The sequence below is a fragment of the Pseudomonas sp. PvP001 genome, assembly GCF_040546375.1.
Taxonomy (GTDB): Bacteria; Pseudomonadota; Gammaproteobacteria; order Pseudomonadales; family Pseudomonadaceae; genus Aquipseudomonas; species Aquipseudomonas coleopterorum.
This window is the reverse complement of the sequence record NZ_JBEPNQ010000001.1, coordinates 230,587-242,332: the sequence shown is the minus strand read 5'-3', so window position 1 is coordinate 242,332 and position 11,746 is coordinate 230,587. Positions and strand designations below refer to the sequence as shown.

The 11,746-nt window shown below is 62.8% G+C and carries 11 protein-coding genes and 2 pseudogenes; 9 read left to right on the top strand and 4 right to left on the bottom strand.

Annotated features, from left to right (window positions below):
- Window positions 1-44: 44 nt before the first annotated feature.
- The 3 genes from pstB (at window position 45) to ABMD26_RS01090 (ending at window position 2,182) form a co-directional block, all read left to right on the top strand.
- Window positions 45-806: a phosphate ABC transporter ATP-binding protein PstB gene (pstB, locus tag ABMD26_RS01100; protein ID WP_010210300.1), complete on the top strand. Its 762-nt coding sequence runs from the start codon at window positions 45-47 to the stop codon at window positions 804-806.
- A 55-nt stretch (window positions 807-861) separates the two neighbouring features.
- Window positions 862-1,563: a hypothetical protein gene (locus ABMD26_RS01095; protein WP_354307022.1), complete on the top strand. Its 702-nt coding sequence runs from the start codon at window positions 862-864 to the stop codon at window positions 1,561-1,563.
- 61 nt (window positions 1,564-1,624) lie between these two features.
- Window positions 1,625-2,182, top strand: coding sequence for an HAD family hydrolase (locus ABMD26_RS01090; RefSeq protein WP_244633785.1), 558 nt, complete (start codon window positions 1,625-1,627; stop codon window positions 2,180-2,182).
- A gap of 9 nt (window positions 2,183-2,191) precedes the next feature.
- Here the strand turns inward: ABMD26_RS01090 and ABMD26_RS01085 are convergent, their stop codons facing one another.
- Window positions 2,192-4,129: a sigma 54-interacting transcriptional regulator gene (locus tag ABMD26_RS01085; protein WP_354307020.1), complete on the bottom strand. Its 1,938-nt coding sequence runs from the start codon at window positions 4,127-4,129 to the stop codon at window positions 2,192-2,194.
- Window positions 4,130-4,362: 233 nt separating this feature from the next.
- On the opposite strand from ABMD26_RS01085, the gene ABMD26_RS01080 reads away from it, so the two are divergent.
- From ABMD26_RS01080 to ABMD26_RS01065, 4 genes are all read left to right on the top strand, one after another.
- Window positions 4,363-5,244 (top strand): DUF1932 domain-containing protein, encoded by an 882-nt coding sequence (locus ABMD26_RS01080; RefSeq protein WP_354307018.1) that lies wholly within the window; start codon window positions 4,363-4,365, stop codon window positions 5,242-5,244.
- 10 nt (window positions 5,245-5,254) lie between these two features.
- On the top strand, window positions 5,255-5,959 hold the full coding sequence (locus tag ABMD26_RS01075; RefSeq protein WP_354307016.1) for an RraA family protein: 705 nt from the start codon (window positions 5,255-5,257) through the stop codon (window positions 5,957-5,959).
- A gap of 84 nt (window positions 5,960-6,043) precedes the next feature.
- Window positions 6,044-7,405 carry a CitMHS family transporter gene (locus ABMD26_RS01070; protein WP_354307014.1) on the top strand — a complete coding sequence of 454 codons (1,362 nt, stop codon included), beginning with the start codon at window positions 6,044-6,046 and terminating at the stop codon, window positions 7,403-7,405.
- A 122-nt stretch (window positions 7,406-7,527) separates the two neighbouring features.
- Entirely contained in the window at window positions 7,528-8,253 is a 726-nt protein-coding gene (locus ABMD26_RS01065; protein WP_354307012.1) for a haloacid dehalogenase type II, read from the top strand.
- 89 nt (window positions 8,254-8,342) lie between these two features.
- On the opposite strand, the gene ABMD26_RS01060 is transcribed toward ABMD26_RS01065, so the two are convergent.
- On the bottom strand, window positions 8,343-9,260 hold the full coding sequence (locus tag ABMD26_RS01060) for a carbohydrate kinase family protein (protein WP_354307010.1): 918 nt from the start codon (window positions 9,258-9,260) through the stop codon (window positions 8,343-8,345).
- Between the two features lie 290 nt (window positions 9,261-9,550).
- Here ABMD26_RS01060 and ABMD26_RS01055 point away from each other — a divergent pair.
- Window positions 9,551-10,597, top strand: a pseudogene (locus ABMD26_RS01055) (PAS domain-containing protein); the annotation flags it as partial.
- Window positions 10,598-10,660: 63 nt separating this feature from the next.
- A pseudogene (locus tag ABMD26_RS22065) lies at window positions 10,661-10,885 on the top strand (methyl-accepting chemotaxis protein); the annotation flags it as partial.
- 61 nt (window positions 10,886-10,946) lie between these two features.
- Here ABMD26_RS22065 and ABMD26_RS01050 read toward each other — a convergent pair.
- Both ABMD26_RS01050 and ABMD26_RS01045 read right to left on the bottom strand, forming a co-directional pair.
- The gene (locus tag ABMD26_RS01050) at window positions 10,947-11,270 is read right to left on the bottom strand and encodes a Crp/Fnr family transcriptional regulator (RefSeq protein WP_354307008.1); all 324 of its coding nucleotides are present in this window, start codon (window positions 11,268-11,270) and stop codon (window positions 10,947-10,949) included.
- On the bottom strand, window positions 11,179-11,670 hold the full coding sequence (locus tag ABMD26_RS01045) for a cyclic nucleotide-binding domain-containing protein (RefSeq protein WP_354307006.1): 492 nt from the start codon (window positions 11,668-11,670) through the stop codon (window positions 11,179-11,181). Before ABMD26_RS01045 ends, ABMD26_RS01050 begins: the two co-directional genes overlap by 92 nt.
- Window positions 11,671-11,746 lie beyond the last annotated feature (76 nt).

Sequence of the window (11,746 nt, the reverse complement as noted above, 5' to 3'; positions counted from 1 at the left end):
CCGTGCAAAAAGCCGTCCCGTTCGCGACCCAGGCACCTGTGGTCATGGACTGCAAGCTCGACAAGATTTTCTACGGCAACTTCATGGCCGTGCGTGACAGCCACGTGCCCATCGAGAAGAACAAGATCACCGGCTTCATCGGCCCCTCGGGCTGTGGCAAGAGCACCGTGCTGCGCAGTTTGAACCGCATGAACGACCTGGTGAAAGGCTTTCGCTTCGAAGGCCACGTGCACTTCCTGGGTCAGGACGTATACGGCAAGGGCGTAGACCCGGTGGTGGTGCGCCGTTACATCGGCATGGTGTTCCAGCAGCCCAACCCGTTTTCCATGAGCATCTTCGACAACGTCGCCTTCGGCCTGCGGCTGAACCGCTACAAGGGCGACCTGGGCGATCGGGTCAAGCACGCGTTGCAGGGTGCCGCGCTGTGGGACGAGGTCAAGGACAAGCTCAAAGTCAGCGGGCTGTCGCTGTCCGGTGGCCAGCAACAGCGTCTGTGCATCGCCCGCGCCATTGCCACCGAGCCCGAAGTGCTGCTGCTCGACGAGCCGTGTTCGGCACTCGATCCGATCGCCACGCGCCGGGTCGAGGAACTGATGGTGGAGCTCAAGAAGGACTACACCATCGCCCTGGTCACCCACAACATGCAGCAGGCCATCCGCGTCGCCGACACGACCGCGTTTTTCTCGGTGGACATCTCCCAGGGCACGCGCACCGGATACCTGGTGGAAATGGGCCCGACCGCGCAGATCTTCGAGAACCCGCGCGAACAGATGACCGGTGATTACATCAGCGGCAAGTTCAGCTGACCGATGGCAGGAAGCCCCTCGTTTTGCCTCACTCCTCAAGGATTCAGGATCATTCATGTCGGTAACCCGTCGTCTTGATTTGGCCGCGATCGAACGAGCCCTGCGTGAAGTGCAGGGCCGCTTCGCCGAGCTCAGCAAGCACTTCACCGAGCAGCGTGATCCGTTGACCGACGAGGTGGTGGAGAACGTCCTGGCCGGCTACGCCCTGGTCGACGACTACGTGGCGCAGGGGGTGGACCTGTTCGATCTGCAACAGGTCAACCTCATGCTGGAGATCAACGCCACCGTGCTCTGCGGGCGTGATCCGGCGCGCCGCGTCGAGTTCGCCCAGCACCTGGTCGCCACGGAAGAGCATTTCTTCAACAACACCGAAGGCGGCATCAAGGACCTCTACAACTGGTACTGCACCTACCGCAGCGAGTCGGTCTGGAAGCGTGCGGCAGGTGTATACGTGCGCATTCTGAGCAAGCCGCAGCTGTTCATCGAAGGCAACAACCGTACCGGCTCGCTGATCGTCAGCTACCTGCTGATCCGCGCAGGGCTACCACCTTTCGTGCTCTCGGTGGATAATGCGCCGGGCTATTTCAACCCCTCGTCGGTGATCCGCAATTCCGCCAAGCATGGCGTCAAGGCGCTTTACGAATTGCCCAAGATCAAGAAGAAGTACGCCGCCTTTCTCGAAGAACAGGCGCCGGACCCGAAAAAGTTCTTCCTCACTCACAAGCAGCTGGCGCTGCATGAGGGCAGGGGACGATGAATCCGACACTCGACAAACGTGGCTCAAACCGATGTGGCAAGCGATCACAGGTCTTATTCCGATGAATCCGTTCAACCGTCCGCGCGTGCGTATTTCATTCGACATCGACGACACCCTGGCATGCCTGCCCCATCACAGCGAGGCCGAGCGCAGCTGGCTGCCGGGCTTTGTCCACCGCTGGCTGGGTGAGCCACTGCGTATCGGCACCCGCTCCTTGACCCGTGAACTGCGCCGTCAGGGTTGCAGCATCTGGGTGTACACCTCGTCGGGCCGCACGCCGGCCTACATCAAGCGCTGGCTGCTGCTGCACGGTATTCGGGTGGATGGCGTGGTCAACAGCGAGGTCCACAGTCGGGCCTTGGCCAGCCATGGCATGAGCCTGTCGCCTTCCAAGTTTCCGCCGGCCTTCGATATCGACCTGCACGTCGACGACTCCGAAGGCGTGGAAAGCGAGGGCCACGAGCACGGCTTTCGCGTGGTCGTGGTTCGTCCCGATGACGAACGCTGGACGCACCGCGTGCTGGATGCGGTGGCCGTGGTCCAGGCGCAACTGACGCGTCAGCAGCAGCCTGTACGCCAAGCTCAGCCGGTCCGCCAGCGCGTCCAGGTCTATTCCTGAAGCCCCAGGCTAGCCCTTCACCGATGATTCCTGCGGCCCGTAAAGACGGGTCGCAGCGAAGGCCTCCGGGTCGGCCGCCTGATACTTCTTCATGCGCCGCCACAGGGTCGTTGTGCTGATCTGCAACAGCCGCGCCGCCTGTTCGCGATTGCCTCGCACGCTCTGCAATGTGTCGAGCAGCACCTGCTGCTCGCTGCGGGCAAGTCCAGGGGTGGCCGGGGCGGGCGGGGGCAAGTCTTCCAGTGCTTCCTCCAGCCAGGCGCCGCTCATGTCGCGGCCCTGGCTCATGACCGCCAGACGTTCGACGATATTGCCCAGCTGACGAATATTGCCCGGCCATTCGTGGGCGCTCAGCCGCGCCAGCAGCTGCGGGCCAGGGGGCGCAGCGGGGATGCCTGAGCTGGCCAGCAGGTGCGTGACCAGCTCCGGAATGTCCTGACGGCGCTCGCGCAGGGCAGGCAGTTGCAATTTGAGCACGCAGATGCGGTAGAAGAAGTCCTCGCGGAACAACCCCTGGGCGACCAACTGCGGCAGGCGTTTGTTGCTGGCGGTGATGATGCGAATGTCCACCGGTGTGATCTTGTCGTCGCCGATTCGCACGACCTTGCGCTCCTGCAGGGTGCGCAGCAGTTTGAGCTGGATCTCCGCCGATGTTTCGCTGATCTCGTCGAGAAAGATCGTGCCGGTGTGGGCCAGCTCGAACACACCGGCCTTGCCCTCGGCCAGGGCGCCGGTGAAAGCGCCTTTCACGTAGCCGAACAGCTCGCTCTCCAGCACGCCAGGCGCGAAGGCTGCGCAGTTGATCGCCACGAACGGTCCGTGGCGGCGTTTCGAGGCGTTGTGGATGCTCTGGGCGAACAACTCTTTGCCAGTCCCGGTTTCGCCTTCGATCATCACCGTGCTGTCCACCGCAGCGAAGGTCTGCGCCAGCCGCTTGGCCTTGGCCAGCGCCGGACTGCTGCCGATGATCGAAGCGAAGGTGTTCTCGGCCACGTGCTGGCGCGCCAGTTGCCGACGCATTTTCTGCTCGATGGCTTTGATTTCGGTCTGCTTCTGCAGGGTTGCGACGGCGCCGATCACCTGTTGGCCCAAGGTGATCGGCGCGATGCTCAGGGTCAGTGACAGGCGCCCCAGGTTGATCAGGGCGCCACGCACCGCCTCGCCCTTGTCCAGCACTCGGGCGAAGTAATCCTGGGGCAGCAGACCGGCCACCTTGTCGCCACAGCCTACGGCTCCCAGGTACTGGGTGGCGACATTGTTCATGTTGGTAATGACCCCGTCGCTGTCGATGCTGAAAATGCCTTCGGACACGCAATCGAGGATGGAGCGGATCATTTCGTAGCGGCCCTGCAGTTCCAGCCGCTTGTGCAGACGCTCCTGCTCGATGCGCAGCAGGTGCAGGGCTTCATCGATGGCATCGACGGCGGCGTCGGCATCGGCCTCGGACATCACGTAGCGCAGGCCGCGTGCCCTCACGGCCGGCTCCAGCGACAGACCACCGATGGCCACTTCGATGCCTTCGGCCTGCAGACGGTCGAGTTGCAGGTCGGTGCTCTGGGCGCTGCCGAACGGGTCGATCGAGCAGATGGTCACCGCTGGCATGAAGGGCCGGGCCTTTTCCAGGATGGCGGCGTAACCGTCCGAAGTGGCGAGGAAGGCGATTCGCTCCGACACCTTCAGCGCCTGGTGATAGGCATTGATGCAATCGAAAAAGGTATGACGCACCTCCACGATCGGCACCTGGAAGCGCTCGCGCAGCACGCTGGCGGTCTTGCCGCGGCTGATCAGCACACTGGCGCCCGCGTCGAGCGCCTGCTGCGCCATCAGTACCGCCTGGTGCTGCGCGGCCTCCACCACGGCCACGGTCAGGCCGCGTCGTTCCAATACCTGGTTCATCACGGCGGTAAGGGTGGTGGAGGGGGAGATGACAGCCAGTTTGCCCTGCATGGGAGGCGTCCTTCTTGTTGGAGTTGTCATGGATCGATGGCACGCATTGCACGTTAGGGGCTGATGAAAGCTTTTGCAATCAAGTGAAATTACCCTGCACGCGAGCGGACTTCAGTCCTGTATTCCCACCGACCTTAACTCCCTGATCCTGTTGAATAAACACTCGGTCGGCCAACTTTGGCACATGCCTTGCTCCCACTCCTTCAATAACAATACAAAGAAGGAACACACGGATGAAACTGGTCTTCATCGGGTTTGGCGAGGCCGCTTACCACCTGGCCACCGGTCTGCACACCCAAGCCGATCTGCAACTCGGCGCCTACGATGCCCACGCAGACGATCCCCAGCGCGGCGCGGCGATCCGCCAGCGCGCCGAGCACACACGAGTCACGCTCTTCGACTCTCTGGAAAACGCCTGTCAAGGCGCCCGCTTCATCCTCTGTCTGACCAGCGCCAGCAGCGCCCTGGCAGTGGCCGAGCGCATCCTGCCGCTGCTCGTTGCCGGGCAAACCTACGTTGACATGAACTCGGCCGCACCCACCGTCAAGCAAGCCATCGATGCATTGCCCAAGGCCGAAGGCGTGGCGTTCTGCGACGCTGCGGTCATGGGTACGGTACCCGGCAACAATCATCGCGTGCCCATGTTGCTGGCAGGTAAGGGCGCATCGGTTTTTGCCGAAGCGTTCACGCCCCACGGCATGCGCCTGACCGTGCTCGACGCCGAGGCGGGCGCCGCGTCGGCGATCAAGATGCTCAAAAGCGTGGTGATGAAAGGCCTGCCGCAACTGCTGATCGAAGCCTTTCAGGCGGGGGAGAAGTTCGGCGTGCTCGACACCCTGGTCGAGTCGCTGGGCGAATCCCTCGATGGCAAGACCGTCGAGCAACTGGCCAACACCTTTACCGCCCGCACCCTGATCCACGCCAAGCGCCGCAGCGCCGAGATGGACGACGTCGTCGCCACCCTCGAAGACGCCGGGGTCGACGCCACCATGTCCCGGGCCAGCCATCGCCAGCTGGAAAAGCTCGCCGCCACCGACTGGCACACGCAACTGGGCGAGAACGGCAGCGAACTGGACTACCGCGCCGCCATTCGCCACCTGGTCAACCATCGCTGAGGACAACCCCATGAATACCGAACACTATCTGCCCCTGCCTGAACTGATCCCCCAAGACCTGCTCGACCGATTCCGCAAGCTCAGTCCCGCCCAGTTGTGCGATGGCATGGCCAAGCTGGGCATCGCCCGCAACGGCGCCATGGACGCCGACCTGATGCCGCTCGACGAGCGCAAGATCATGCTCGGCACCGCGTACACCGTCGACACCGAAGACGGCGACAACTTTCCGATTCACGTGGCCGTGTATCAGGGACAACCGGGCTATGTGCTGGTGGTCGCCGGCAAGGGCTACCCTGGGCGGGCCTACATCGGCGACCTGATGGCGGGCGCTGCGCAGGCCGTCGGGCTCACCGGGCTGGTCATCGATGGCTGCGTGCGCGACAAGGTGCCGCTCGCCGAACTGGACATCCCCGTCTACGCCAAAGGCTTCATGCAGCGCAGTCCGGGCAAGCAGGGGCCCGGCAAGATCAACACCACCGTGACCTGCGCCGGTGTCGAGGTGGCAGCGGGCGATCTGGTGTTCGGCGACTACGACGGCGTCACCGTGGTGCCGCGGGCACGCCTGTTGGAGGTGCTCGAAGCATCGGAAAAAAAGAGTGTTTACGAAGAGCAGCGCCGCGAAGTGATTGACCACTACGTGCGCTGCCGCGACGGCGGCGAGCCGCTGCCCGAGCTGGCGCCGGACTGGGTCACTCAATTGCTGCAGGGCCGCTGAGGCCCGACAGGCTCGGCGTCCAAGGCCGGGCCTGCGCAACAGACGCTGCTTCTCACGATAAAAATAATAGGTGGAGACGTTCGGATGCTGACCATTCTGGGCTATACGTTGATCACGTCGTTCCTGCTGCTGGTGATCAGGCAGAAACTTTCGCCCTTCACTGGCTTGATCGTGGTGTCACTGGCGGTCGGGGTGCTGGTGTGCCTGCTCAGCGGTGTGCCGCTGGAGATGATCATCAAGTGGATCAGGGAGGGCCTGTTCTATTCCCAGGGCGCAGACGGCAAGGTCTCTCTGGGCACCGTGAACCCGACGGTGATGATTCTGTTCGCCGTGCTGTATTTCAGCCTGATGATGAACGTGGGGCTGTTCGACCCGCTGTGCACCTACCTGATCCGCAAGGCCAACGGCGACCCGCTGAAGATCATCCTGGTGACGGCATTCACCTCCTCGGTGGTGACCCTGGACGGTGACGGCACCACCACCATCCTGATCATCACCACCGCGTTCCTGCCGCTGTACAAGCAGATGGGCATGAAGCTGTCCAACCTGGCCATGCTGATCATCCTGCCGTGCGGGCTGGGCAACTGCCTGCCCTGGGGCGGTCCGCTGGCACGGGCGGCGGCGGTGCTCAACCTGGAGGTCAACACGCTGTTCGTAGCGATCCTGCCGATTCTGGGGGTGTCGTTCATCTACGTGTTCGGCATGGCGTACCTGATGGGCATCAAGGAGCGCAAGCGTCTGGGCTTCGTTGCCGGTGAAAAGGTCATTGTCACCGCCGAGCAGATCGCCGAGATGGTCACGGTCATCGAAGACCACGACAAGGAACTGAAGCGGCCCAAGCTGTTTCTGTTCAACCTGGCACTGACGGTGGCCATGCTGGTGATCCTCATCGCCGGCTGGGCCAGTGGCGCGGTGGTGTTCATGCTGGGCACGGCGCTGGCACTGACCGTCAACTACACCGCGGTGGAGCAGCGCGAGCGCATCACCGCCAACGGCGGCGATGCGGTGGCGGTGGCATCGATCATTCTGGCCGCGGGCTGTTTCCTCGGCATCTTCAACGGCAGCGGCATGGCCGGCGCGGTGGCCGAGCACATGGCCAGCCTGATCCCCGAATCGATGGGCAGCCACACGGCGCTGATCTTCGCTTTCCTCGGCGCGCTGGCCTGCTACGCACTGCCGGTGGACGCCTATTATTTCGGCATCCTGCCGGTGGTCGCGCCGATCGCGTACAGCTTCGGCATCACCCCCACCGAAATCGGCGTCGCTTCGTTCATGGGCCAGGCGCTGCGCTACGCCAGCCCCACCGTGGCCTGGCTGTTCCTGCTGATGAACCGCACCGAGATGACCTTCGGTGAATACCAGAAGGAGTTCTTCAAGTGGTCGCTGCCGATGTTCGGGATCTTTCTGGCCACAGCAATCGTGACCGGCGAACTGCCCATTGGTTGAGCTCAGTGGTTGGCGTTCATCGTGCCTGCGGTGAATTCCGATCAAACGGCCGAGGGGCACGCCGGTCTATCCCTGTACAGCGAGTGCGGGGATATCCCCTGCGCCATCGTCGAGGGCAAAACATGAACCCTGTGTTCGATCAGGTCGCTTTCCTGGGTTTCGACGTATTCGGTACCGTCGTCGACTGGCGTACCAGCGTGGCACGGGAGGTGGAACCCTTTCTGGCGCGTCATGCCATTTCAGTCGATCCGTTGCAGTTCGCCAGCGATTGGCGCGGGCTGTATCAGCCCTCGATGGAGGAGGTGAGGTCGGGGCGGCGGCAATACGTAACATTGGATGTGCTCAACCGCGAGAACCTGGACACGGTGCTGACGCGACATGGCGCGGATCTGGCCGCTATCCCGGGCCGGCAGCGCGACGAGCTGACCAAGGCATGGGAACGCCTCGACCCATGGCCCGACTCCGTGGCCGGGCTCACTCGACTCAAGCGCAGGTTTGCCATCGGCGCGCTGTCCAACGGGCACATTGCCGGCATGCTCAACCTGGCCCGATATGCCGGTCTGCCGTGGGACGTGATTGGCGGCGCAGAACTGAGCCGCTCCTACAAGCCTCAGGCAGTGACCTATCAACGGACCATCGCCGCCGTGGGGCGTTTGCCCGAGGAAACCGCGATGGTCGCCGCGCACAATGACGACCTCGCCGCGGCCCGGGAAAACGGCATGCGCACGGTATTCGTCTGCCGGCCCACCGAGTACGGAGCCCAGCAGACCAAGGATCTCGCTCCGACCCAGGCGTGGGACATCGTCGTCAGCTCATTGACTGAAGCGGCCGACGCGCTGGGCTGCTGAATAGACGGCGTCGGCGGCTTCGCGGCCACGGACCGCTCCTACGGGAGGGTTGCATATTACCGTAGGAGCGGTCCGTGGCCGCGAAGGGCTCAGCGCGGTTCACCTGAACGCGCCAAGAGCTGTTCGACCTCTTCACGATTGGGTGCATAAGCGCCCGCATTGGCGCACGACACCGAAGCACATGCCGCAGAGAAGGCCAGGCGCGCCTGCGCCGCTCCGATGCCCAACAGGCCCGAAGCCAGCCAGCCTGCCATGCTCGCGTCGCCGGCACCCACGGTGTCGGCCACCTCGACGGCGATGGCTGCCTGCTCGACCTTCCTGCCCAGGGTGAACAACACCATGCCCTCGGCGCCACGGGTGAATAGTACCTGAGCGTTCGCGTTCATCTCGCGCAGCTGCTGCAGGGCCTGTTCTTCGCTCAAACCGGGATAGATCTGACGCAAGTCTTCATCCGACAGCTTGATGATGTCCGCCAGCTCCACCATGGCCGGAAAGGTCACCTCGCGGTAACGGCTATCCATCAGGTTGCGCCAGTTGGGGTCATAACTGATCAGCTTGCCGTGTCGCTTCACCTGCCGAGCCACTTCCACCAGTCTGTCACCCAGTGGCTGGCGCGCCAGGCTGATGCAGCTGAAATGGCAGAGCTGCGCAGCTTCCAGCCAGCCCGCCGGCAGAAGCTGAACGTCGAAATGCAGATCGGCTTCGCCGGCAAAAAAATAACGCGGAGGGTGGCTGGAGGGCACGATCGCCACCAACGGATCGACGTCGATACGCTGCAGGAAACGCATATCCAGGCCTGCGGCTTCGGACTGCCTGAACAGCTCATCCCCCAGCGAATCGGTACTGATCGAACCGGCGAACGCCGTCGAGACCCCAAGGCGACTCATGGCCCGCGCCACGTTCCACGGCGCGCCACCCGGATAGCCCTGCCAGCGCCCGGGTGCGTGTTGGACCAGGTCGGTGAGTGCTTCACCAAACACCACGACTGCGGGCAGTTGCCTGTTCATCCAGCTTCCTCTTGTTATGTAGGGCATCGCTCGAATGGATCGAACGTGGAGCCGGGCAACATCGCCGCGGGCATCCGCAAAGTTTCGGCAACATACTCTGAAAGGCCGGGGCGCTGGTAGCCCGGTTCTTGCACCGTGCTGATACTTTTTTGCCAATCCACAGCATTGACTGCCGCTTGCATGCTCATGCCAAAGGGCGACTGCTTTTACTGCTGTCTGCACTCACGGCAAAGAATCCAAAAAACCTATACAGTTTTCCAGTTCTGTGACGATACAGATGGCGAGGTGCCATGGATCAGGCCCGCCACCTGTATAGAGCTCTGTTCATGCCTGTCCTGTTTCCTTTGCGCCGCGATCGGCGCGCCTTGCAACAATTGCTGTCCGCCCTCACTCAGGGTACCGAACCTCAGCTGCGAGGGTGTGCCGCCGCCCCGGCGGTCAATCGCGCGCTGGAGGCCGTCAATCAATCCCGCAGCCACGCCGACACACGGATTGCCGCCCTCGAAGCGGAACTCGAAACCGCCCGCGAACTGTTGCGCGAAACCGAACAGGCGGCCCGTGCCCACGAGGTCAGATTCGACCTGGTCAACCGCGCCTCCAGCGAAGGCTTGTGGGACATGGAGGTCGTGGCCGGCGACCCGGTCAATCCCAACAATCGCTTCTGGTGGTCGCAGCAACTGCGCAAGCTGCTGGGTTTCAACGACGAGCGTGATTTCCCGAACGTGCTGGCCAGTTGGGCAGATCGCCTGCATCCGCAGGACAAGCAAGCGACGCTGGATGCCTTCGCACGTCACCTCAACGACAAATCAGGCCACACGCCATACAAGGTCAAGAATCGCCTGGCGATGAAAGACGGCAGCTACCGCTGGTTCTACGCCCAGGGCGAGACCCTGCGCGATGCCCAGGGCCGGCCTGTGCGGGTCGCCGGCTCGTTGCGCGACATTCACGATGAGCTGCAACGGGACCACGAGCACGAAGTCATCATCACGCGGTTCGAACTGGCTCGGGAGATGCTGTCCGATGGCCTCTGGGACATGGAGGTGATCGCTGGGGATCCGGTCAACCCGAAGAATCCCTTCTGGTGGTCGACGCAATTTCGCAGGCTGCTGGGCTTCGAAACCGTCGAAGAGTTCCCCGATGTACTCGACAGCTGGGCATCCAGACTGCACCCCGATGACAAGGAACGCAGCCTGGCTGCTTTCGGCAGCCACCTGAATGATCGCTCGGGCAAGACGCCGTTCGACATCGAGTACCGGCTGAAAATGAAAACCGGCGAGTATCGCTGGTTCCGCGCTCGCGGCCAGACCCGTCGGGATGCGCAGGGCGCACCCCTGCGCGTGGTCGGCGCGCTGGTGGACGTCAATCTGCTGCACGAGCAACAGGCGTTGCGCGAAGCGGAGGTGGAGCACCAGCGCACCCTGGAGGACAACATCGCGCAGCTGTCGCAGATCGTGTCCACCATCCAGAGCATCGCCAATCAGACCAACCTGCTGGCGCTGAACGCAGCCATCGAAGCAGCGCGCGCGGGCGAAGCCGGGCGCGGGTTCGCCGTGGTCGCGGACGAAGTGCGCAAGCTGGCTACGCGGACGACCGAGGCGACCGAGCAGGCGGCCGGGATGATTTCGCGGTAGGTCGTTGCCACTGCGTGCGCTCGCGGCGCGCGGTGGCAGAGGACCATTGATAACATCATGACACTACGGCTGTCCGCGATCGTCCCCCCATTTTCGAGAGGGCAGCCAAGTGTTCTCGGGTGGCGTTTTCGAGCTTTTGCAGGTCGACAATGACGATCGCACGGTACTGGAGTGTCAACAGCCCTTCGCTTTCCCAGAGTTTCAACTGCCGATTGACGCTCTGGCGAGAAACGCCCAGCTGCTGGGCGAGACTTTCCTGACTGACCTTGAGGATTGGCGCCTGTTGGCTACCCGAGCGATGAATCATGGCCGCGAGACGCGTGGCCAGCCTGACGGGCAGGGGCGTGAGGATTGCACTTGCGGCCCAATCCAGCGCCATTCGGTATCTGCTGCAGACCAGACGTGTGATAGCCAACAGCACATCCGGTCGCCTCCTCGATGATCTGCCAGAACGCGCTTGCAGGAAGCACGGCCACCTCCATTGAAGAGCTGGCGCGAACATCATAGGTTCTCGGCAAATCATCCAGAAGCGGGACTTCCCCGAACCAATCACCCACACCCAGTGAAGTAAGAAAAAGCGGACGTCCGCTGGCGCTCTGGCTGTTGACTCGCAACGTACCCCTGATCACCCGGAACATGCCGAGGGGTTCCGAACCCTGGGGAAACACTGCCTCGGACTTCACCAGCCTTTTCACGCGCGCGCCTTGGAGCAGACGAGCATCGACTTCGGTTGGTAGCGACCAGGGCGAGGAGGGCACTGCGGTAAATGGTCCCGACATTGCCAATACCCGACAATCTTGTTTTAGAGCCTTGGATAGTATCAAAAGCCTCTAGCCTGTAGACGACAGGCCTACT

Excerpts from the sequence above, each read along its gene's own strand:
- pstB (WP_010210300.1), top strand. The coding sequence starts at position 45 with ATGGACTGCAAGCTCGACAAGATTTTCTACGGCAACTTCATGGCCGTG.
- ABMD26_RS01095 (WP_354307022.1), top strand. The coding sequence starts at position 862 with ATGTCGGTAACCCGTCGTCTTGATTTGGCCGCGATCGAACGAGCCCTG.
- ABMD26_RS01090 (WP_244633785.1), top strand. The coding sequence starts at position 1,625 with ATGAATCCGTTCAACCGTCCGCGCGTGCGTATTTCATTCGACATCGAC.
- ABMD26_RS01085 (WP_354307020.1), bottom strand. The coding sequence starts at position 4,129 with ATGCAGGGCAAACTGGCTGTCATCTCCCCCTCCACCACCCTTACCGCC.
- ABMD26_RS01080 (WP_354307018.1), top strand. The coding sequence starts at position 4,363 with ATGAAACTGGTCTTCATCGGGTTTGGCGAGGCCGCTTACCACCTGGCC.
- ABMD26_RS01075 (WP_354307016.1), top strand. The coding sequence starts at position 5,255 with ATGAATACCGAACACTATCTGCCCCTGCCTGAACTGATCCCCCAAGAC.
- ABMD26_RS01070 (WP_354307014.1), top strand. The coding sequence starts at position 6,044 with ATGCTGACCATTCTGGGCTATACGTTGATCACGTCGTTCCTGCTGCTG.
- ABMD26_RS01065 (WP_354307012.1), top strand. The coding sequence starts at position 7,528 with ATGAACCCTGTGTTCGATCAGGTCGCTTTCCTGGGTTTCGACGTATTC.
- ABMD26_RS01060 (WP_354307010.1), bottom strand. The coding sequence starts at position 9,260 with ATGAACAGGCAACTGCCCGCAGTCGTGGTGTTTGGTGAAGCACTCACC.
- ABMD26_RS01050 (WP_354307008.1), bottom strand. The coding sequence starts at position 11,270 with ATGGCGCTGGATTGGGCCGCAAGTGCAATCCTCACGCCCCTGCCCGTC.
- ABMD26_RS01045 (WP_354307006.1), bottom strand. The coding sequence starts at position 11,670 with ATGTCGGGACCATTTACCGCAGTGCCCTCCTCGCCCTGGTCGCTACCA.